General features: G+C 70.8%; 16 protein-coding genes. 10 read left to right on the forward strand and 6 right to left on the reverse strand.

The features are described from left to right. Positions 1 to 285: 285 nt before the first annotated feature. Positions 286 to 1,764, reverse strand: coding sequence for an FGGY-family carbohydrate kinase (locus ABZ865_RS25125; protein WP_361234427.1), 1,479 nt, complete (start codon positions 1,762 to 1,764; stop codon positions 286 to 288). A 324-nt stretch (positions 1,765 to 2,088) separates the two neighbouring features. On the opposite strand from ABZ865_RS25125, the gene ABZ865_RS25130 reads away from it, so the two are divergent. From ABZ865_RS25130 to ABZ865_RS25145, 4 genes are all read left to right on the forward strand, one after another. Beyond that, positions 2,089 to 3,135, forward strand: a complete 1,047-nt coding sequence (locus ABZ865_RS25130) for a glycoside hydrolase family 172 protein (RefSeq protein ID WP_361234430.1) — start codon at positions 2,089 to 2,091, stop codon at positions 3,133 to 3,135. Between the two features lie 162 nt (positions 3,136 to 3,297). Further along, positions 3,298 to 4,674 carry a sugar ABC transporter substrate-binding protein gene (locus ABZ865_RS25135; RefSeq protein WP_361234433.1) on the forward strand — a complete coding sequence of 459 codons (1,377 nt, stop codon included), beginning with the start codon at positions 3,298 to 3,300 and terminating at the stop codon, positions 4,672 to 4,674. Further along, positions 4,671 to 5,636, forward strand: coding sequence for a sugar ABC transporter permease (locus ABZ865_RS25140; RefSeq protein WP_361234436.1), 966 nt, complete (start codon positions 4,671 to 4,673; stop codon positions 5,634 to 5,636). Before ABZ865_RS25135 ends, ABZ865_RS25140 begins: the two co-directional genes overlap by 4 nt. Further along, entirely contained in the window at positions 5,626 to 6,486 is an 861-nt protein-coding gene (locus ABZ865_RS25145) for a carbohydrate ABC transporter permease (RefSeq protein ID WP_361234440.1), read from the forward strand. Before ABZ865_RS25140 ends, ABZ865_RS25145 begins: the two co-directional genes overlap by 11 nt. A gap of 109 nt (positions 6,487 to 6,595) precedes the next feature. Here the strand turns inward: ABZ865_RS25145 and ABZ865_RS25150 are convergent, their stop codons facing one another. From ABZ865_RS25150 to ABZ865_RS25165, 4 genes are all read right to left on the reverse strand, one after another. Beyond that, positions 6,596 to 7,606: a LacI family DNA-binding transcriptional regulator gene (locus ABZ865_RS25150; protein ID WP_361234442.1), complete on the reverse strand. Its 1,011-nt coding sequence runs from the start codon at positions 7,604 to 7,606 to the stop codon at positions 6,596 to 6,598. Between the two features lie 126 nt (positions 7,607 to 7,732). Continuing rightward, a complete protein-coding gene (locus ABZ865_RS25155) occupies positions 7,733 to 9,940 on the reverse strand; it encodes a xanthine dehydrogenase family protein molybdopterin-binding subunit (protein WP_361234445.1) in 2,208 nt (735 codons plus the stop codon). Further along, positions 9,937 to 10,926, reverse strand: coding sequence for a xanthine dehydrogenase family protein subunit M (locus ABZ865_RS25160; protein WP_361234447.1), 990 nt, complete (start codon positions 10,924 to 10,926; stop codon positions 9,937 to 9,939). The genes ABZ865_RS25155 and ABZ865_RS25160 overlap by 4 nt, the downstream gene beginning before the upstream one ends. 2 nt (positions 10,927 to 10,928) lie before the next feature. Continuing rightward, positions 10,929 to 11,447 carry a (2Fe-2S)-binding protein gene (locus tag ABZ865_RS25165; RefSeq protein WP_361234450.1) on the reverse strand — a complete coding sequence of 173 codons (519 nt, stop codon included), beginning with the start codon at positions 11,445 to 11,447 and terminating at the stop codon, positions 10,929 to 10,931. A 314-nt stretch (positions 11,448 to 11,761) separates the two neighbouring features. Here ABZ865_RS25165 and ABZ865_RS25170 point away from each other — a divergent pair, with 314 nt between their 5' ends. From ABZ865_RS25170 to ABZ865_RS25190, 5 genes are all read left to right on the forward strand, one after another. Then, positions 11,762 to 13,690, forward strand: coding sequence for a maleylacetate reductase and hydroxyquinol 1,2-dioxygenase domain-containing protein (locus ABZ865_RS25170; protein ID WP_361234453.1), 1,929 nt, complete (start codon positions 11,762 to 11,764; stop codon positions 13,688 to 13,690). A gap of 17 nt (positions 13,691 to 13,707) precedes the next feature. Beyond that, entirely contained in the window at positions 13,708 to 15,489 is a 1,782-nt protein-coding gene (locus ABZ865_RS25175; RefSeq protein WP_361234456.1) for an FAD-dependent monooxygenase, read from the forward strand. 88 nt (positions 15,490 to 15,577) lie between these two features. After that, the gene (locus tag ABZ865_RS25180) at positions 15,578 to 16,336 is read left to right on the forward strand and encodes a CoA transferase subunit A (RefSeq protein WP_361234459.1); all 759 of its coding nucleotides are present in this window, start codon (positions 15,578 to 15,580) and stop codon (positions 16,334 to 16,336) included. Then, positions 16,333 to 16,962: a CoA transferase subunit B gene (locus ABZ865_RS25185; RefSeq protein WP_361234462.1), complete on the forward strand. Its 630-nt coding sequence runs from the start codon at positions 16,333 to 16,335 to the stop codon at positions 16,960 to 16,962. Before ABZ865_RS25180 ends, ABZ865_RS25185 begins: the two co-directional genes overlap by 4 nt. A gap of 112 nt (positions 16,963 to 17,074) precedes the next feature. Next, on the forward strand, positions 17,075 to 18,265 hold the full coding sequence (locus tag ABZ865_RS25190; protein ID WP_361234465.1) for an acetyl-CoA C-acyltransferase: 1,191 nt from the start codon (positions 17,075 to 17,077) through the stop codon (positions 18,263 to 18,265). Between the two features lie 78 nt (positions 18,266 to 18,343). Here ABZ865_RS25190 and ABZ865_RS25195 read toward each other — a convergent pair whose 3' ends face one another. Further along, complete coding sequence (locus tag ABZ865_RS25195) at positions 18,344 to 19,213, reverse strand: helix-turn-helix domain-containing protein (protein ID WP_361234468.1); 870 nt, start codon at positions 19,211 to 19,213, stop codon at positions 18,344 to 18,346. Positions 19,214 to 19,426: 213 nt separating this feature from the next. Here ABZ865_RS25195 and lpdA point away from each other — a divergent pair, with 213 nt between their 5' ends. After that, positions 19,427 to 20,839: a dihydrolipoyl dehydrogenase gene (gene lpdA, locus ABZ865_RS25200; protein WP_361234601.1), complete on the forward strand. Its 1,413-nt coding sequence runs from the start codon at positions 19,427 to 19,429 to the stop codon at positions 20,837 to 20,839. Positions 20,840 to 21,851: the final 1,012 nt, after the last annotated feature.

Raw genomic sequence — 21,851 nt, forward strand, 5'->3', positions numbered from 1 at the left:
CAGCCCCACCCGGACCCGGGATCGGACCGGGGCGAGCGGTTGGTCGGTGGTGTCGCTCCGACCGGGGTGGCGGCGCGGTGGCCGCCGACGCGGCATGTGCACGGTCGCCAATGCGGCATGTGCACGGTCGGCGGCGCGGCACCTGCACGGTCGGCCGCGCGGCACCTGCACGGTCGGCCGCGCGGAACGTGCGCGGTCGGCGGTGTGGCCGACAGCCATGTCCGGCGCGGTGGCGAAGGCGTGCGCGGTCGCCTACGGCCAGGTCCCCGCAAGCAGGAGGGGACGTCAGCGCTCCTGCGACGCCGCCAGCGCATGCACGGTCGCCGAGGTCTCCGGGTACAGCCGTCGGTACAGGCGGTACAGCTCGTCGTAGCGCTCCTGGTGCTCGGCGTGCGGCGTCACCGTCACGCGCACCGGGTTCCAGTCGTCGATGGAGGCGTCCCCGATGAGCTGCGCGGCCAGCAGCGCGCCGCCGTAACTGGCGCCGATGGTGGTACTCCGCAGCTCCTGCGGGCGGCCGGTGATGTCGGAGACGAGCTGCGTCCACAGGGAGCCCTGGGTGCCGCCGCCGACGGCGACCACGCGGCGGATGTCGCCGCCGGCCTCCTCGATGACCTCGATGTTGTGGCGGACGCCGAAGCCGGTGGCCTCCAGCGCGGCCCGGTAGAGGTCACCGCGGGTGTGGGACAGGGTCAGTCCGGCGATCACTCCCCGGGCGTCCGGGTCCATGATCGGGGTGCGCTCGCCGGAGAAGTAGGGAAGCATCAGCAGGCCGTTGGCGCCGGGGCCCGCTTCGGCCGCCTGCCGGGTGAGTCCGGCGTGGTCGGCGTCGGCGAACAGGTCGCGCAGCCAGTTGGTGACGGCACCGGAGGTGGCCATGCCGCCGGCCAGGTTGCGGGTGCCGGGCAGCGCGCCGACCGTGCCCCACAGCGACGGGCTGGTGAGCGGCTTCGGCACGGTGTGGATGAGGAACATGGTGGTGCCGTACATGAGCATCAGGTCACCGGTGTGCTGCGCGCCCACGCTCAGGGCCTCGGCCCAGGCGTCGATCGTGCCGGTGGTGACGGGGATGCCGACGGGCAGGCCGGTCTCCCGGGCGGCCTCGGCGGTGACGGTGCCGGCCGCCTCGCCGGACCAGCTCAGCGGGGGCAGGTCGATGCCGGGGGCCACCTCGGCGGCCCAGGGGGCGTACCACTCGCCGGCGAGCGTGTCGTACAGCGGAGTGCACTGGCTGGCGGAGTGGTGGTCCAGGACGTAGGCCCCGGTGAGCTTTCTGACCAGCCAGGAACTGGGCATGTACAGGCGGCGGGCGCGGGCGTAGAGCTCGGGCTCCTCCTCGGCGATCCAGGCGATCTTCGGCCCGGCGGCCTGGGTGGTCAGGGCGGAGCCGCCGCGGCGGATGATCTCCTCGGCACCGAGGCGTGCCTCGATGCGCTCGATCTGGCGGACGGAGCGGGTGTCCACGCCGTAGAGGACGGCGGGGCGCAGCGGGGTGTCGTGCTCGTCGGTGAGCAGGACGCAGGGCCCCATGCCGCTGACGCCGACGGCGATCACGGTGGTGTCCCCGGCGGCGGTCAGCTCCCGGGCGAGCTCGGTGAACTCGCGCCACCACACGGAGGCGTCCATCTCGAAACGGCCGGGGCCGGGCCTGGTGGGGGTGTGCTCCCGTACGGCCGAGCGGATCAGGGTGCCGTCCAGGCCGACGAGGACGCCCTTGCTGCTCGACGTGCCGATGTCCACACCGATGACTGCGTTGCGAGGCATGACGAGCACGCTCGCAGAAATCGATTTCAGCGTCAAGGGAACGCGCAGAAGCAGGCTTTGCCCTGGGGAAACGGCACATCAGACCGGTGCGGTGACATCACCGGATCACGCGCAGGTCTCACCCCTTGACACCCCCAGGGGCCCGCTCTACGTTTCGGTGAAATGGATTTCAGAGGTGGTCGGCCACCGCGCCGGCGGCGCCTCGCCATCTCCCGCGCCCACGTCGCCTCCTTCGGCCCGCGGCGCGCGACCCGCACCCACCCATGAGGGCAAGACACGATGACGACCTTTGGACTCGACGGTATCTCCCGCAGGACGCGTGCCGTGAGCCGTTCCATCAGTGCCGAGAACTTCGACGGCGCCAAGTCCGGCGGCGGCCGCGCCACGGAGGGCACCGGAGCGGTGGCGGCGAGCCGGCTGGGACCGGGCTGGAAGATCTCCCCCAGCATCGACATCGCCCCCGGCGCGACGGCGGAGCTCGCCGACATCGAAGGCCCCGGCACCATCCGCCACCTGTGGTGCACCACCGACCCGCACCGGGCCTGGCGGGGCACCCTCCTGCGGATGTACTGGGAGGGCGAGGAGGATCCGGCCGTCGAGGTTCCGCTCGGTGACTTCTTCTGCAACGGCTGGAACACCTTCAGCCAGGTGTCGTCCGTCCCCGTCGCCGCGAACCCGAACGGCGGTTTCAACGCGTACTGGCCGATGCCGTTCCGCCGCAGGGCACGCATCACCCTGGAGAACCTGACCGCCGAGAAGGTCACGCTCTACTACCAGGTGGACTACGAGCTGGACGAGGTCGGCGAGGACGCCTCCTACTTCCACGCCCAGTGGCGCCGCAGCCACCCGGTGCCCTTCGGCGAGGTGCACACGCTGCTCGACGGCGTCACCGGCGCCGGCGCTTACGTCGGCACGTACATGGCCTGGGGCGTCAACAGCCCGGGCTGGTGGGGCGAGGGCGAGCTGAAGTTCTACCTCGACGGCGACGACGAGTTCCCGACGATCTGCGGCACCGGGACCGAGGACTACTTCGGCGGCGCCTGGAACTTCGACGTCCCCGGACAGGGCTACACCGCCTACACCACCCCGTACCTGGGCCTGAACCAGATCCTGCGCCCTGACGGGCTGTACCGCAGCCAGCAGCGGTTCGGCATGTACCGCTGGCACGTCCTGGACCCCATCCGCTTCTCCACGGACCTCCGCGTCACCGTGCAGAGCCTCGGCATCGGTCCCGGCCAGGGCAACGGTCTGCCGCACCGCTACCGGCACACCAGCGACGACATCGCCAGCACCTCGCTCTTCTACCTGGACGCCCCGAGTTCCGCGTCCCGCCCGGCCACGCCGGACCTGCTCACGCTCGAAGTCGACTGACCCTCGCAGGGCACGTCGCTTCGCGGGGAACCGCCCACCGGTTCCCCGGATCCGCCCCGGGCGCCGCGGCCCCCTCGTCCACGCGAGGACCGCACCGCCCGGGGCCCGCCCCCCAGGATCCGCTCGTCCCCAGCCACATCCCACTCCGACAGGAGCGCACGCATGCTCCAGCACGGCAACGACGCCGGGCGCCCGGCCACGGCCCCCGGCACCTCACGCCGCCGATTCCTCACCGCGATGGCGGGCGCCGGGGCGGCCGTGGCCTCCCCGGCCCTGCTCACCGGTTGCGGCACCGCCCAGGCCAAGGGGGGCAACCTCCAGTTCTGGAACTTCTACGGACCGCAGCGCTCGCCCGACCCGGCGATCAACGCGCAGTCCAAGTGGTTCGTCGACATGGTCGCCCAGTGGAACGCCACCCACAAGCAGCAGATCGACCTGGTCTACGTGCCGATCCAGACCTACCTCAACGGATTCAAGGTCCCGTCCGCCTTCGCCACCGGCGAGGGCCCGGACATCTTCCTGCTCTCCCCCGGCGACTTCCTGCGCTACTACAACGGCGGCGTGCTGGCCGACCTGACTCCGCACATGGAGAAGGAGGCCATCGACGACTTCGGCTCCGCGCTCGACAGCCGCAAGGTCGACGGCAAGGTCTACGCCCTCCCCATGGAGGTCGAGCCGCTGGCCATGTTCTACGCCAAGGACGTCTGGGAGAAGGCCGGCCTGTCCGAGGCCGACATCCCCACCACGTGGGACCAGATGCTCGACATCGGCGACAAGCTGCGCACGAAGACCCGGGCCGGGCTCGTCTTCGAGACCAACCCGGGCTACTACCAGAACTTCACCTGGTACCCGTGGATGTGGCAGGGCGGCGGCGACGTCCTGGACGCGCAGGGCAACGTGGCCTTCGACTCCAAGCCCACCCGCCAGGCGCTGCAGTTCTGGCAGGACGCCGTACGCCACGGCATCGCGCCGCGCACCCTGCCCGCCGCCGGCGACGTGATCGGCGGTTTCCGGGCCGGCAACGTCGCGATGTGGCAGCAGGGCATCTGGAACGTCTCCAGCTTCAAGGCGTTCGCGCCCAAGTACCAGTACGGCATCTTCAAGCTGCCGGTGCCCCCGGGCGGCAAATACGTCACCACGCTGGGCGGCTGGTCCTTCTGCGCCAACGCGCAGGGCCGCAACCCCGATGCGGCGGCCGAGTTCTGCGCCTGGGCGCTGGGCTCCATGAAGGACGACTCCATCAACCGGATGGTCGACTGGTGCGTCGGCGCCAAGTCCGACGTGGCACCGCGGGCGACCGCGCTGGAGCGCGGGGCCGCCAAGGGCGGCTACGACTCCGAGATCATGAAGAAGTTCAAGGACGAGATCTTCCCGGGCGGCCGCGCCGAGCCGCGCTATCCCCCGGTCGTCTACAAGGCGATCTCCGACGCCATCCAGGGCACCATGCTCGCCGGCCGCGGCGTGGCAGGTGAGGCGGAGAGAGCCGCCCAGTCCATCGCGGCCTACACCAAGAGCTACAAGGGGGCGAGCCTGATATGAGCAGCGTCGCCGCACAGGACCGGCGCACCACCGCCAAGGCCTCGGCCCAGGCGCCGGCCTCGTCCGACCGGCGGGGACTGAGCCGGAAGCACCGCGAGTGGCTGGCCGCCGGCCTGTTCCTCGCCCCCGACGTGATCGGGCTCCTGGTCTTCGTCGCCATACCGATGGTGCTGTCCATCGGCTTGAGCTTCTTCCAGGTCAGCGGCTTCGGCAGCTACGAGTGGATCGGGCTCGGCAACTACCGGCGGATGATGAACGATCCGCTGTTCTGGGACTCGATGAAGATCACCGGCGAGTACGTCGTGATCCTCGTCCCCGTGCTGTTCTGCCTGAGCCTCGGCCTCGGCCTCCTGGTCAAGCAGAAGCTGCCCGCCGTCGGCGTCTTCCGCACCGCCCTGTTCCTGCCGTACGTCATCAGCCTCGTGGTGGTGGGCGTGCTGTGGAAGTTCCTGCTGGACGAGCAGACCGGTGTGGTCAACCGGGCCATGCGAGCGGCCGGGTTCGACGGCGAGTCCTGGCTCGGCAGCCCGTCCCTGGCCCTCGGCTGCCTCATCGCCGTCATGGCGTGGGTGATGATGGGCTACTACATGATCATCTTCCTCGCCGGACTCCAGGAGATCCCCAAGGAGTTCTACGAGGCCGCGAAGCTGGACGGCGCGGGCCCGTGGACCACCTTCCGGACCATCACCTGGCCGCTACTGCGCCCCACCAGCTTCTTCGTCCTGCTGATGTCGACGGTCGCCGCCATCACGGGCGGTCTCGACCTGGTCTTCGTCCTGACCAACGGCGGCCCCGCCAACGGCACCTCACTGGCGATCTTCTACATCTACCAGCAGGCCTTCGGATTCGGGGAGTACGGCTATGCGTCGGCCATGGGCTCGTTCCTGGTGCTGATCATGGTCATCATCTCCGCGGTGATCTTCAAGCTCACGAGAGGCGGGAGGTTCGACGATGGCGAGTGACGCCATGTCCCAGCAGGCCCCCACGACCACAGGCCGGCGCCGGCCGCTCTCCTCGCGCACCGGACTGACGGTCCTGGCCGTCGTCCTGTCGCTGATCAGCGTCTTCCCGGTGCTGTACATGATCACGTCGTCCTTCAAGACGCGTGACACCGTCACCGACGGAAACCTGATCCCGCGGGACTTCACCTTCGACAACTTCGTCTACGTCTTCACCGAGGTGCCGTTCGCGCGCTATCTGTGGAACAGCTTCTTCATCTCCGCGGTGATCACCGTGGTGGCGCTGTTCTTCCACTCGATGGCCGCCTACGCGCTGGCGCGGCTGCGCTTCCCGGGCCGCGAGAAGCTCTTCGCGACGATCTTCGCGACCCTGCTGGTCACCCCGCCCGTGGTACTGATCCCGCTGTTCCTGGTCGCCCGCCAGCTGGGTCTGCTCAACAGCTACGCCGGCCTGATCATCCCGGCCATCTTCAACGCCTTCGGCATCTTCCTGCTGCGCCAGTTCTACCTGGGGCTGCCGAAGGAGCTGGAGGAGGCGGCGGTCATCGACGGCTGCGGGCACTGGCGGGTCTACTGGAACATCGTCCTGCCGATGTCCCGGCCCATCCTGTCGGCCCTGGCGATCTTCTTCTTCCTCGCCAACTGGAACGCCTTCGTCTGGCCGCTGGTCGCCACCAACGACCAGAGCCTGACGGTGATCCAGCTCGGCATCGCCTCGTTCCAGACCCAGTACACCTCCAACTGGAACTACATCCTGGCGGCGGCGACGGTGGCCGCGGTGCCCATGCTGGTGCTGTTCTTCGTCTTCCAGCGCCAGATCGTGGAGTCGGTCAAGACGTCGGGCATCAAGTAACGCCCGGCACACGCAAGCGGCGCCGCACCGGTCGAGTGACCGGTGCGGCGCCGCTGTCGCGTTTGCGGAGCCTGTCTCGTGTGAAGGCCGGCAGCCGTCGGCGGGACCGTCAGTCCTCGGCGGGTCCGGCCGTGCTCTCCCGGACCTGGAGCTTCGTGCGCAGCACCACGGTCTGCAGCGGCGCGGCACTGCCCTCCATGCGCTGCAGCAGCAGCTCGGCCGCCGCGCGCCCGAGCTCGTACGAGGGCAGTTCCACGGCCGTCAGGGACGGGCGCACCAGCGACGCCCAGGGGACGCCGCCGAAGGAGAGCACGCCGACGCCGGGCGGGGTGCGGCCGACCTCGGCGAGGGCGTCGAGGACACCGATGGTCATGAGGTTGTTGGCGACGAACACGGCGTCGGGCGGCTCCGGCAGGGCCAGCAGCTCGCGCATCGCCGCCTTGCCGCCCTCCACGCGGAAGTCGGCGTGCCGCACATAGGCGTCGTCGACCGTGACCCCGGAGCCCGGCGCCGACCTCAACGCCGTGCGGTAGCCCGCGAGTCGCTCCTCGGAGGTGGAGGCGCCCTCGGGCCCGGTGATGCAGGCGATCCTGTGGTAGCCGGCCTCCAGGAGGTGCCGGGTGGCCACCTCTCCGCCGTGATGGTTGTCGACCCTGACCGCGTCCACCTCGGCGTCGTGCGGCCGGCGGTCGACGGCGACCACCGGCACGCCCCGGGCGATCAGGGGTCCGAGGTCCGTCTCGTCCTGGGAGGCCGCCGCCACGATCACGCCCGCCATCTGTTCGCCGAGCGCGATCTCGAGATAGCGGCGCTCTTTCTCGGTGTCCTCGTCGGAGTTGCACAGGACGACCGACAGGCTCGTGCGCTGCGCGGCGTCCTCGACACCGCGGGCCAGTGACGTGAAGAACGGGTTCTCGATGTCCGGGATGATCAGGGCGATCACGCTGGACCGCTGCTTGCGCAGGGAGCGGGCCACACGGTTGGGCGCGAAGCCGAGGGCCGCAGCCGCCCGTTGAACGGACAGGGCCCGCTCGGGTGTGACCCTGCCGCCGTTGAACACACGCGATACGGTCGCCGGAGACACCCCGGCGGCTCGCGCCACGTCATGGATCGTCACCACTTGTGCCCGCATCCTCTCATCGGGTGTGTCTATCCACCCTACCCTGCGACTGAAAAGGTTTTCATCCCAGATTTGAGCGGGCGCGACCTGGGACGGACGCGGCGGTGACGAGCCGGCCTCAGGGCGTCACAACAGCCGGTCGATGGTGAGGGGCAGGGAGCGGATGCGGCGGCGCGTGGCGTGATACACGGCGTTGCCGATGGCCGCGGCCAGGCCGACCAGACCGATCTCGCCGATGCCCTTGGTGCCGACCGCGGTGGCCCGGTCGGGTTCGCCGACGAAGAGCACCTCCATGTCGGGCACGTCCGCGTTGACCGGCATGAGGTAGTCGCCGAAGGTGGCGTTGGCGATGCGGCCGGTCAGCGGGTCGGTGGCCGTCTCCTCGAACATGGCCTGGCTGATGCCGCCGACCGTGCCGCCGATGATCTGGCTCGTGGCGGTCTTCTCGTTGAGGATGCGTCCGCCGTCGATGGCCGACACCACCCGCGCGAGGCGCAGCAGCCCGAGCTCGGGATCGACGCGCACCTCGACGAACTTGGCGCCGAAGGCACCTGAGGGGGCCATCCCCAGGTCCTCCGGCTGGGGCGGGGTGCTCCTGCCGTCGGCGCTCAGCTCCGCCAGGCCGTGGCGGGCCAGGATCTCCGCATAGGTCTCTCCCGACGCGGGGTCGGCGGAGCGGTGGATACGCCCGTCGGTGACGGTCACGTCGTCGGGCGAGGCTCCCCGCAGGGGCGAGTCCGGGTCGTCGCGCACGACGTCGAGGAACTCCCCCACCAGGCGCCGGCAGGCGGCCTGGACGGCGCCCGCGAGCGCCCCGGTCAGACCGGAGCCGCCGGCCTGGGGCGCGTACGGCATGTCGGAGTCGCCGAGGTCGAAGCGCACCCGGCCGACGTCGAGGCCGAGCAGTTCGGCGGCCAGCTGGGTCATGACCGTGTACGTGCCGGTTCCGATGTCGGTCGCGGCGCTGCGCACGTACGCCGACCCGTCGTGACGCACGGAGGCGCGGGCCTGGCACGGCACTTGGTAGAAGGGGTACGAGACGCCGGCCAGGCCGTAGCCGACGAGCCAGCGCCCGTCGCGCATGGAGCGGGGCTCGGGCGAGCGCCGCGACCAGCCGAACCGCTCGGCACCCTGGAGGTAGCACTCCCGCAGTGCCTTGCTCGACCAGGGAAGGCCGAGGAGCGGGTGCTCCTGCGCGTCGTTGCGCAGGCGGAGTTCGAGGGGGTCCATGCCCACGGCGTAGGCGATGTCGTCGATGGCCGACTCCAGGGCGAAGTTGCCCTGTCCCTCGGCCGGCGCGCGCATGGAGCCCGGGCAGGGGATGTTCAGCCGGGCCTGCCGGTCCCGGGTCAGCACGTTGGGGCAGGCGTAGGCGAAGGCCGATCCGTGGGCGACCGGTTCCCAGTCGTCGTCCTCCATGGCGAGGGACGACAGGCTGTGGTGCTCGATGGCGACGAGGTCCCCGTCCCGGGTGGCGCCGATCCTGATCCGCTGGACACTGTTGGGCCGGTGTCCGACGGAGGTGAACATCTCCGGGCGCGTCAGCACCAGCTTGACGGGGCGCCTGACCTGGCGGGCCGCCAGGACGGTGAGAACGACGTGGGGCCACACCCGCAGCCCGGCACCGAAGGCGCCGCCGACGAACGGCGCGAGGACCCGGACGCCGCTCTCGGGGACGTCGAAGATCGTGGCGAGTGAGGTGCGGACGTTGTGCGGCCACTGCGTGGAGTCGTGCACGGTGAGCGCGTCGCCGTGCCAGGACGCCACGGTGCTGAACAGGCCGAGCGGGTTGTTGGTGTTGTCGGGGGTGGTGAAGGTCCCCTCGACGACCATGTCCGCCCGGGCGAATCCGGCGTCGACGTCCCCGCGCTCGGTGTCCATCCCCCAGGGGTTGTCGACGATCTCGGCCCGCGGGTCCTCCAGGTCGAGCACGGCCTCGGCCGCCTCGTACTCGACGCGTACCAGCGTTGCGGCGTGCCGGGCCTGCTCCGCGCTCTCGGCGACCACGATCCCGACGTGCTGCCCGTAGTGCAGGACGCGATCGTCCCGCAAGGGCAACGGAGGCGATCCGCCCAGCAGCGTCATCGGGCCGTGCTCCAGCCGCGGCGCGGTCAGATGCGTGATGACGTCCAGCACGCCCGGCGCGGCCACGGCCCGGGACACGTCGATGCTCCGGATGCGGCCCGCCGCGACGGTGCTGCCCACCAGGGCGGCGTGCACCATGCCGGGGAGCGTGACGTCGTTGGGGTACTGGGCCGCGCCGGTCACTTTCAGCGGCGCGTCCACACGGTCGAGGCCCGTGCCGACGACCGTCCGGCTCTCGACAGTGGTCATGACGACGCTCCCGCGACGGTCTCGAGGGCGCGCACGAGAGTGCGCTTGGCCAGCTCCACCTTGAACGCGGTACCGGGCAGCGGCCTGGCGCCGGTGAGCGCCGCCTCCGCCGCCGCGTGGAAGGAGTCGGCGTCCGCCCGGGAGTCGCGCAGCACGTCCTCCGCGTCCCAGGCCCGCCAGGGCACGGTGCCCACCCCGCCCAGCGCCACGTGCGCCTCCCGGACGACGCCGTCCTCGATCACGAGGGCCACACCGGCGGAGGTCAGCGCGAACTCGTACGAGACGCGGTCCCGGACCTTCAGGTAGTGCGACCGTGCCGTCCGGGGCAGCAGCGGGATCTCGACCGCGGTGATCAGCTCGCCGTGCCGCAGCACGTTCTCGACCTGGGGCGTGTCGCCCGGCGGGAGGTAGAACCGGGTCAGGGGGGTCGATCGCGCGCCGTCCGCGCTCTGGATGTGGACCACGGCGTCCAGCGCCGCCAGGGGAACCGCGAGGTCGGAGGCGTGCAGGGCGATGCAGTGGTCGCTCGTGCCCAGAATCGCGTGCATGCGGTGGACGCCCGTGATGGCGGCGCATCCGGACCCCGGGTTCCGCTTGTTGCAGGACCGCACCGCGGGGTCTCTGAAGTAGCGGCACCGTGCGCGCTGGAGGAGGTTGCCGCCGATGGTCGCCATGTTGCGCAACTGGGTGGAGGCACCGAGCAGCAGGGCCTCCCTCACGAAGGGCAGCCGCTCCCTCACGACGGGATCGGCGGCGAGCTCCTCCATCGTCGTCAGCGCCCCGACGCGGACGGCCGCGTCGCCGTGGGTGATGCCGCTCAGCGGCAGCCGGGTGATGTCGACGAGCCGCTCGGGACCGAGGACCCCGTCCTTCATCAGGTCCAGCTGCGTGGTGCCGCCGGCGAGGAACGAGGCGTTCGGGTCGGCGGTGACCACGGCGACGGCCTCGCCGGTGTCGACGGCCCGGACGTATTCGAAGGGGTGCATGATCAGCCCTCCGCGACGACGTCGCGGATCGCCGCGCGGATGTTCGGGTAGGCGCCGCAGCGGCAGATGTTGCCGCTCATGAACTCGCGGATGTCCTCCTCCGAGTTCGCCCGCCCCTCGGCGACGAGCGCGACGGCCGACATGATCTGCCCCGGCGTGCAGTAACCGCACTGGAACGCGTCGTGGCGGGCGAACGCCGCCTGCATGGGGTGCGGTTCGCCGTTCGTGGACAGGCCTTCCACCGTGGTGATCTCGCGCCCCTCGTACTGGGCGGCCAGCGCCAGACAGGACACCACCCGCTTGCCGTCCACCAGCACCGTGCACGCCCCGCACGCCCCCTGGTCGCACCCCTTCTTGGCCCCGGTCAGGCCCAGGTGGTCGCGCAGCGCGTCGAGCAGCGTCACGCGCGCGTCGATCTGCAGGTGATGTTCCGAGCCGTTGACGAGGAGGGTGACCTCGACCTCGGGAACCTCACGCGGCGCTCGGCCGGTCGGAGCACGCGCGGCCTCTACATGCTTCATGACGCCCCTATCCCGACGTATGTCATTACCGAGGTCCTTCAGGAACCCGAATCTTCGACTAGTAGCAGCCTGGGCAAACGGGATGAACGCGGCAAGTCGATCTTTTGGGTACACGAGGCCCGCGTCCCCTCCCGACAGCCCGCCCCACCACACATGCGCGTTTCGTGCAGCGCGGCGCGCGCATCGTGCAGGAGTTCACACGAACGTCATTCGCATACTCGGTGGCCCAAGCCGATTCCTCGGTGGCTCAAGGACCGAATCCTCGGTGCCCCAAGGACCGATCCGCCCCGGATGACACACGGAGGCAGAGTTCCATGCGGACGTTCGTCTACACATCCCATCCCTCGCGGGTGGTCTTCGGTGCCGGAACGGTCGGCCGTCTCGGCGAGGAGGCCGGGCGGCTCGGCTGCTCCCGGGTGCTGCTGCTGTCCAGCCCGCCCCTCGCGGCGGCCTCCGCACGGGTGCGCGAGGCGCTCGGCGGCCTGGTGGCGGCGGAGTTCGACGGCGCGGCCATGCACACGCCGGTGGAGGTGACCGAGCGGGCCCTGGCCGTGCTCAGGGAGTCCGGCGCTGACGGCATCGTCGCCGTCGGCGGGGGTTCGACGACGGGACTGTCGAAGGCGCTGGCCCTGCGCACGGGCCTGCCGCAGGTGATCCTGCCGACCACCTACGCCGGCTCCGAGGTGACCCCCGTACTCGGCGAGACCCGGGACGGACGCAAGGTCACGCAGTCGTCCCCGGAGATCCTGCCCGAGACCGTCGTCTACGACGTCGACTTCACCCTCACCCTGCCGCTGCCCATGTCGGTCACGAGCGGCGTCAACGCGCTCGCCCACGCGGTCGAGGCCCTGTACTCCGCCGACGCCGATCCGGTCACCGACCAGCGGGCCCTCGACGCGATCTCCCGCATCGCCCGGGCGCTCCCCCGGCTCGCCGCCGATCCGGCCGACCCGGAGGCGCGCGCCGACCTGCTGCACGCGGCCTGGCTCGCCGGGACCTGCCTCGCCACGGTCGGCATGGGCCTGCACCACAAGCTGTGCCACACCCTCGGCGGCAGCTTCGACCTGCCGCACGCCGAGACGCACACCGTCGTCCTGCCGCACGCCATGGCCTACAACGCGCCCGCGGTGCCCGACGTGATGCGCCGCATCGCCGACGCCCTGGGCGTGCCCGACGCCCCGAGCGGCGTGTACGACCTGGTCGCCTCCCTGGGCGGCCCCATCTCGCTGCGCGACCTCGGCATGCCGGAGTCCGGCCTCGCCCGCGCGACCGAGCTGGCCACCTCGACGCCGTACCCGAACCCGCGCGAGCTGACCACCGAGGGCATCGCGGAGCTGCTGGCCGACGCCTGGCACGGGCGCCGCCCCACGGGTCCCCCCGCCACGGAGACCCAGCTGGCCCGGCTCACCGAACAGGTCGTGGCGAGCTTCGCGGACGCACCCGACCCACGCGTACGCACCCTGCTGAGCGACCTGGTCCGGCATCTGCACACCTTCGTCGCCGTCAACGACGTCACCGACGCCGAATGGCAGTACGCCATCGACTTCCTCACCCGCACCGGCGAGATCTGCGGCCCGACCCGTCAGGAGTTCGTGCTGCTGTCGGACACCCTCGGCGTCTCCAGCGCCGTGGACCTGCTCACCAACTCCCGTACGCCCAGCACCACTCCGTCCGCGGTGCTCGGCCCCTTCTATGTGGACGGCCCGCCCGAGATCGCGCACGGCGGCGACATCTCCGGAGGGCTGTCCGGCACCCCGCTCTGGGTGGACGTACAGGTCACGGACCCCGCCGGCCGGCCGGTCGAGGACGCGGTGGTGGACGTGTGGCAGTCCAACGAGGACGGCTACTACGACGTCCAGCTCCCGGACCTGGAAGGGCCGGTGCTGCGGGGCCGGCTGCGCACCGACGCCGAGGGCCGGATCAGGTTCTGGTCCATCCTGCCCTCGGAGTACCCGATCCCGGAGGACGGGCCGGTCGGCCGGATGCTCGCCGCGGTCGGGCGCCATCCCTACCGGGCGCCCCATCTCCACTTCATGTTCGACGCGCCCGGCCACCGCCGGCTCGTCACCCAGCTGTTCGTGTCGGGCGGCGCCTACCTGGACAGCGACACCGTCTTCGGCGTCAAGGACGAACTCGTCGTCGACTTCGCGCCGCAGACCGGTCCCACCCCCGACGGCCGCCCGGTCGACGGCGAGTGGCGCCGGCTCGACTACACCTTCCGACTCGCCCCCCTGGCCGGATGACCGAGGAGCGCCCAGCCATGACCCTCACCCACGCGCACCACCCGAACGACGCGTACGACACCGACGTCCTCGTCGTCGGCAGCGGCCCCGCCGGCGGTTCCGCCGCGCTGCTGCTGGCCACCTACGGCATCCGCACCCTGCTGGTGACCAAGTACGGCTGGCTGGCCAACACGCCGCGGGCGCACATCACCAACCAGCGCACCATGGAGGTCCTGCGCGACCTCGGGGTGGAGTCCGCGGCACTGGCCGTCGGCAGCCCGTCCCACCTCATGGGCGACACGGTGCTGTGCACCGCTCTCACCGGGCAGGAGATCGGCCGCATCCGCAGCTGGGGCACGGGCCCGGCGACGGCCAGCGAGTACGCGGCGAAGAGCCCCTGCGAGATGATCGACCTGCCGCAGACCTACCTGGAGCCGATCCTGGTGAACAACGCGGCGGCCCGCGGCGCCAAGGTGCGCTTCGACACCGAGTTCCTGAGCTTCACCCAGGACGAGCACGGCGTCACCGCGCTGCTGCGCGACCGGGTCCGGGGCGACGAGTTCACCGTACGGGCCCGCTATCTGGTCGGCGCGGACGGCGGGCGCAGCGCGGTCGCCGAGCAGCTCGGCCTGCCCTTCGAGGGCCAGATGGCCAAGGCCGGCAGCATGAACATCGTCTTCAAGGCCGACCTCGCCCGGTACTGCGCCCACCGGCCGAGCGTCCTGTACTGGGTGCTGCAGCCCGGGGCGGAGACCGGCGGCATCGGCATGGGCCTGGTCCGCATGGTCCGCCCGTGGAACGAGTGGCTGCTGGTGTGGGGGTACGACATCGAGCAGCCGCCGCCGGAGGTGGACGAGGAGTCGGCGCGGCAGATCGTGCGCGACCTCATCGGCGACCCCGACCTGCCGGTGGAGATCACGTCGACCTCGCTGTGGACCGTCAACCACAGCTACGCCTCCGCGTACGGGTCCGGGAGAGTCTTCTGCGCGGGCGACGCCGTGCACCGTCATCCGCCGTCCAACGGGCTCGGCTCCAACACGTCCGTCCAGGACGCGTACAACCTCGCCTGGAAGCTCGCGATGGTGGTCCGCGGCGAGGCCGGCCCCGAGCTGCTGGAGACCTACTCCGCCGAACGGGCCCCGGTCGGGCGGCAGATCGTGGAGCGGGCCAACCTCAGCCGCGACCAGTTCGGCCCGATCTTCGAGGTGCTCGGCATCGGTGGCGGCGCCGACCACGAGGCCATCGCCGAGGGACTCGACGCGATATCCGCGCCGACGCCCGAGGGCGCCAAGAAGCGGCGCCTGCTCGAAGAGGCGATCCAGCTCAAGAACTACGAGTTCAACGCGCACGGCGTCGAGATGAACCAGCGCTACACCTCCTCCGCCGTGATACCCGACGACGGTCCCGCCGAAGTCTGGGAGCAGGACCGGGAGTTGGTGCACCAGCCGAGCACGCGGCCCGGCGCGAAGCTGCCGCACGCGTGGCTCGTCGACGGACAGGGCGGGCGACTGTCCACGCTGGACGTCGTCGGCGGCGGCACGTTCACCGTGCTGACCGGCCTGTCGGGCGACGTCTGGGACGCGGCCGCGACCGCCTGCCAGGAGGCCCTCGGCGTACCGCTGCGGGTGGTGCGCATCGGCGACGACAACTCCCGTGACGCGTACGGCGAGTGGAGCCGGGTCAGCGAGATCGCCGAGGACGGCGTGCTGCTGGTGCGCCCGGACGGACACGTCGCCTGGCGCCGGGCCACTGCCCTCGGGTCCGCACAGGCGGCCCAGGACGAGCTGCTCGGCGCGCTGCGCCGGGTGCTGGCCCGGTAGGCGAGAACGGACGAGGGCGGAGAGCCGCAGAAAGCCGCAGAGAGCCGCAGACAGCCGAAGAGCGCGGAAGAGAGTGGAAGAGACCGGGATGGACAAGGTGATGGCCACGGCCGAGGAGGCCCTGGCGGACGTGACGGACGGACGGTCGTTCGCCGTCGGCGGCTTCGGGCTGAGCGGCGTCCCCGAGGTGCTCATCGGCGCCCTGTACGAGAGCGGGGCGAGCGGCCTGACGGTCGTGTCGAACAACTGCGGCGTCGACGGCCGTGGCCTCGGCATCCTGCTGGCCGCGGGCCGTATCGCCCGGGTCACGGGCTCGTACATCGGTGAGAACAAGGAGTTCGCCCGCCAGTACCTCGCGGGCGAGCTGGAGGTCGAGCTGACGCCGCAGGGCACGCTCGCCGAGCGGCTGCGGGCGGGCGGCGCGGGAATCCCGGCCTTCTACACCCCGGCCGGCGTCGGCACGCAGGTCGCCGAGGGCGGACTGCCGTGGCGCTACGCCCCGGACGGATCGGTCGCCGTGGCCTCGCCGCCCAAGGAGGTGCGGACCTTCGACGGTGTGGACCACATCCTGGAACACGCCATCACCACGGACTACGCGCTGGTCAGGGCGGCGCGCGGGGACCGCCACGGCAACTTGGTCTTCCGGCGCGCGGCCCGCAACTTCAACCCGCTGGCGGCCATGGCCGGACGCGTCACCGTGGCCGAGGTGGAGGAGCTGGTCGAGCCGGGCGTGCTCGACCCCGACGAGATCCATGTGCCGGGGGTGTTCGTGCAGCGCGTCGTGGCACTGACCCCCGAACAGGCCGCCGACAAGGCGATCGAGAAGAGAACGGTGCACGAGCGATGAGCTGGACCAGGGACGAGATGGCGGCACGCGCCGCGAGCGAGCTGCGGGACGGCGACTACGTCAACCTCGGCATCGGACTGCCCACCCGCGTGGCCGACTTCCTGCCCCCGGGCGTCGACGTGGTCCTGCACTCGGAGAACGGGCTGCTCGGCGTCGGGCCGTACCCGTCGGCCGACGAGGTCGACGCCGACCTCATCAACGCGGGCAAGGAGACCGTCACCGTACGGCCGGGAGCGTCCTTCTTCGACTCCTCGCTCTCCTTCGGCATGATCCGCGGCGGCCACATCGACACCGCGATCCTGGGCGCGCTCCAGGTCTCGGTCCGAGGCGACCTGGCCAACTGGGCGGTCCCCGGGAAGATGATCAAGGGGATGGGCGGCGCGATGGACCTCGTCCACGGGGCCGGCCGGGTCGTCGTGCTCATGGAGCACCTGACGAAGGACGGCACCTCCAAGGTCGTGGAGGAGTGCACGCTGCCGCTCACGGGACGCGGCTGTGTGGACCGGATCATCACCGACCTGTGCGTGCTCGACGTCACGGTCCACGGTCTCGAACTCGTGGAAACCGCACCGGGGGTGACGGCTGACCAGGTCGCCGCCGTGACCCCTCTGACCGCCCTTCGCTGACCTGCCGCCCTTCGCCGGTCCTGCCGTCCATCACCAGACCTGCCCTCCATCACCAGACCTGCCGTCCATCACCAGACCTGCCGTCCATCGCCACACCTGCTGGGAGCATCCGATGATCGAGCGACCGCGTGACGTGTACGTCGTCGACGCCGTCCGTACCCCCTTCGGCCGTTACGGCGGTGCCCTGGCGGGCGTACGCCCCGACGACCTCGCCGCCGGTGTGCTGCGCGCCCTCGTCGACCGCAGCCCCGGCCTGGACCCCGCGCGCATCGACGACGTGCTGCTCGGCAACGCCAACGGCGCGGGCGAGGAGAACCGCGATGTGGCCCGCATGGCCGTCCTGCTCGCCGGGCTGCCGGTGAGCGTGCCCGGCGCCACGGTCAACCGGCTGTGCGGATCCGGCATGGAAGCCGTCATCCAGGCGGCACGGGCCATCGCGCTCGGCGACGCGTCCATCGCGGTGGCGGGCGGCGTCGAGTCCATGAGCAGGGCGCCCTGGGTGCTGCCGAAGCCCGAGCGGGCGTTCCCGGCGAAGGACCAGCAGCTGTACTCGACGACGCTCGGCTGGCGGATGGTGAACCCGCGCATGCCGGCCGAGTGGACGATCCCGCTCGGCGAGAGCGCGGAGCTGGTGGGTGCCAAGCACGCCGTCAGCCGGGAGGCACAGGACGCGTTCGCCCTGGACAGCCACCGCAATGCCGCCCGGGCCTGGCGCGAGGGCCTGTACGCGGGAGAGGTCGTCCCCGTCGAAGGGGTGGACCTGCCCCGCGACGAAGGCATCCGGGACAACACCTCCCTGGAGGCCCTCGCCAAGCTCAAGCCGGCCTTCGTCGCGGAGGGCACGATCACGGCCGGCAACGCCTCACCGCTCAACGACGGAGCGGCCGCGCTGCTGCTCGCCGACGAGGACGGGCTCGCGGCGATCGGGCGGGAACCCCTGGCCCGGGTGCGGGCGGCGGCGGTCACGGGCATCGAGCCGCAGTACTTCGGCCTCGGCCCGGTCGACGCCATCCGCAAGGTGCTCGACAAGGCCGCGGTCGCCCCCGGCGATCTGCACACGATCGAGCTGAACGAGGCCTACGCGGCCCAGGCGCTGGCCTGCCTGGCCGCCCTGCCGGAACTCGACCCGGAGGTGGTCAACCCGCGCGGCGGCGCCATCGCCATCGGCCACCCGCTGGGCGCGTCCGGCGCCCGCATCACCGGAGCGGTCGCCCACCAGCTGGCCGCCGCGGGCTCCGGCACGGGCCTGGCGGCGCTGTGCATCGGGGTGGGCCAGGCGCTGGCGCTGGTACTGGAACGCTGAGGTGTGGGCCTGGGACCCGCACGCACGGGTGCGGGAGCGCCGAGGCCGCGAACCCCGGTTCTCGGGATCTCCCCGTCCTCAGCCGGAGCGGCGCAGCGCGGCCGGGGTGGTGCCGAGCCGGGCGCGCATCAGCCGGGTGAGGTGCTCCTGGTGGGAGAACCCGCAGGTGACGGCCACCTCCGCGATCGGCGCGGAGCCCGTGCGCAGCATCCGGCACGCGCCCTCCAGCCGCAGCTTCAGCAGGAACTGGTGCGGCGACTGGCCCGTGCTCGCCCGGAACCGGCGCGTGAACTGGCTCGAGCTGAGGGAGGCCGCGGCGGCGAGGTCCGCGATCGGCAGCGGTTCGGCGAGGCGCTGCTCCATGAGTTCGCGCACGGCGGTGAGCTGCCGGTCGGACAGCCCGGACCGGTCGGACGGGGGTGCGCTCGTGCCGACGCCGTGTCGGCGCACGAGCTGGGCCGCGAGCATCCCGGTGAGTTGGTCGGTGTACGTGCGGGCCGACGGCTCCCAGGTGCGGACCGTGCTCTCCAGCGCGAGCATGACCTGTTCGGTGAGCGGATCGCTGGCCCCGAGCTCCTCGCACAGCTCCACGGGCCGCCCGCCGTTCGCCTCGCGCAGCGCGTCGTCCGTGAGGTAGGCGTGGATGGTCTCCAGCCGCCCGCCGAGTTCGACGGCGAGTGTCCGGCCGGCCGGCTGCAGGAAGAGCCCGCCGGCCGGGACGGTCCGTGACCGCTTTTCCGCCCCCTGTCCCCGCCGTACGGTGACAGGGCCGCTGAGGTGCAGGATCACCAGGTGGGTGGGGGCGGGGTCGAACGCCGCTCGGTAGGGCTGTTCCTCCTGCGTGGAGAGATACAGCCGGTCCCATCCCAGTCCGGAGCTGCTGCGCCGAGTGCGCACACCGGGCTGTCGCAGCATGCCGACCGTGTCGGCCAGGCCGAGTTCCGTCATGGTGCGACCTCCTCGCGGCACCCTCATATGGTTGAAGGGTAAACCGGAGTGGAGGGTGTCGAGAAGGAGCGGGATCCCTTCGACGAAGATCACATCCGCCGGGAGACCCTCTGCTCACCGACAGCGGCTAACGTGTCTGAACGTGCCTGGTCTGTGACCCTTCGCGACCCACAGCCCGGCGGCGGCAGAGGCCCGGAAAAGGAGAGATCCATGGTGGACGAGCTCAGCGACCGCTTCGACGTGGTGGTACTCGGGGCCGGCCCGGGCGGGTACGTCGCCGCGATCCGCGCCGCCCAGCTGGGCAAGCGCGTCGCCGTCGTCGAGCGGAAGTACTGGGGCGGCGTCTGTCTGAACGTGGGCTGCATCCCCACCAAGGCCCTGTTGCGCAACGCCGAGCTGGCGCACATCTTCACCCGCGAGGCGAAGACCTTCGGCATCCGCGTCGACGGGCAGGTGTCCTTCGACTACGGCGAGGCGTTCCGCCGCAGCCGCAAGGTCGCCGACGGCCGGGTCAAGGGCGTCCACTACCTGATGAAGAAGAACAAGATCACGGAGATCGACGGCCAGGGCACGTTCCTCGACCCGCACACCCTGCGGGTGACCGGTTCCGACGGCAACACGCAGACCATCGGCTTCGACCACTGCATCATCGCGACCGGAGCCACGCCCAAGCTGCTGCCCGGCACCAGCCGTACCTCCCGCGTGGTCACCTTCGAGGAACAGATCCTCGCCGAGGACCTGCCGGAGTCGATCATCATCGCGGGCGCCGGGGCGATCGGCGTCGAGTTCGCCTACGTCCTGCACAACTACGGCGTGGAGGTCACGATCGTCGAGTTCCTGGACCGCCTCGCCCCGCTCGAGGACGCCGAGGTCTCCGCCGAACTCGCCAAGCAGTACCGCAGGCTGGGCATCGACGCGCTCACCTCCACCCGCGTCGACTCCATCGACGAGTCGGGCCCCCGGGTCCGTGTCACGGTCACCGGCAAGGACGGCTCCCAGCAGGTCCTGGAGGCCGACAAGGTCCTCCAGGCGATCGGCTTCGCCCCCAATGTGACCGGCTACGGCCTGGAGAACACCGGCGTGCGGGTCACCGAGCGCGGCGCGATCGACGTCGACGGCCGCTGCCGTACGAGCGTCCCGCACATCTACGCCATCGGCGACGTCACCGCCAAGCTGATGCTCGCGCACGCGGCCGAGGCGATGGGCGTGATCGCCGCCGAGACGCTCGCGGACGCCGAGACCATGGAGCTCGACTACGCGATGATCCCGCGCGCCACCTACTGCCAGCCGCAGATCGCCAGCTTCGGCTACACCGAGGAGCAGGCCCGCGAACGGGGCTACGACGTCAAGGTCGCGAAGTTCCCGTTCACCGCGAACGCCAAGGCGCACGGCCTGGGCGACGCCACCGGCTTCGTGAAGCTGATCTGCGACGCGAAGTACGGCGAGCTGATCGGCGGTCACCTCATCGGCCCGGACGTCACCGAACTGCTGCCCGAGCTGACGCTGGCACAGCAATGGGACCTCACCGTCCACGAGGTCGCCCGCAACGTCCACGCCCACCCGACCCTCGGCGAAGCGGTCAAGGAAGCGGTCCACGGCCTCGCCGGACACATGATCAACATGTGACGCGCGGCCGACGGCACCGGGGGGATCGATCGCGGACCAGGACAACGGCAACGAATCAGGGTCATTGACGGTCGTTGTTGGTCGTCGCTGGTCCCCCTCGGACGGCCCACAGACGGCCAGGTAGCGGCCCGGCTCAGAGGCTCGGCAGATTTACAGTCCCCCAAGATCGTCGCTCGGCATCCCATCTGACCTCGGCTTAGCCCCGTTTGAGCAATGGGTAGGGCAATCCCGTCCACACCTCGTCCTGATCTTGGAAAATTCGCCCGTCAGGCCGTGTTCTGGAAGAGCACCGGCTGTGCGTGTGTGCTGCTGTTGCCGCACCACCGGTTGGTGTACGCCAGAGACGTTGTTCCTGCTGATTGTAGAGACGATGCGTCGGCGATGGGCTCAGCGCTCCCGAGGTGCGGCAGACATAGGGCTGTTGCCCAGCGAGGCCCAGTCCACCAAGCACGACTCCCACGCCGCACCTTCAAGCGTCTGCGCACGGCGCTCTGTCGCAGCATCTTGATGCTACGCCGAGTTGCCGCCCTGGCCTGCGGCTTGTACGTGGCCCGCCGATGACCCCTGCTCTGAGACGGTGCTCGCCGGGATGCCCCCGGCAATCGGATTTCTCACTGATTCGAGGAGCCGTCGGGGCGAAACGCCTAGTTTCCTGCTTCCCCAAAGCGCTGCTGGGCCCAGAAGAAACACCAGCGCTGCTGGAACCGCAGCAGCAAGAGGGACCCCCACTGTCGCTGCAGCGCCGAGTCCTACGGCTGCCGTCAGAGATCCGCCGATGGTGATCCAAACATCACGTCTATCCAGTTCACTCTGCGCCGATTGCGTAACCGTCTCGGAAGCTGGAGCAGGTGAAACATCGAGCAGGTTCAACCAGCGTTGCTCCATCAGGGCCTCGAGCAGTGAGGTGATGGTCTTACATCCAGGCGACAACCGCCCCGATGACACACAAAACCGGCCAGGGACGGGAGCATCTTTCATCCCTTGGCCGGACGGCCTGGACGGCGTGGGGGCA

The organism is Streptomyces sp. NPDC047085 (genome assembly GCF_040643735.1).
GTDB lineage: Bacteria > Actinomycetota > Actinomycetes > Streptomycetales > Streptomycetaceae > Streptomyces.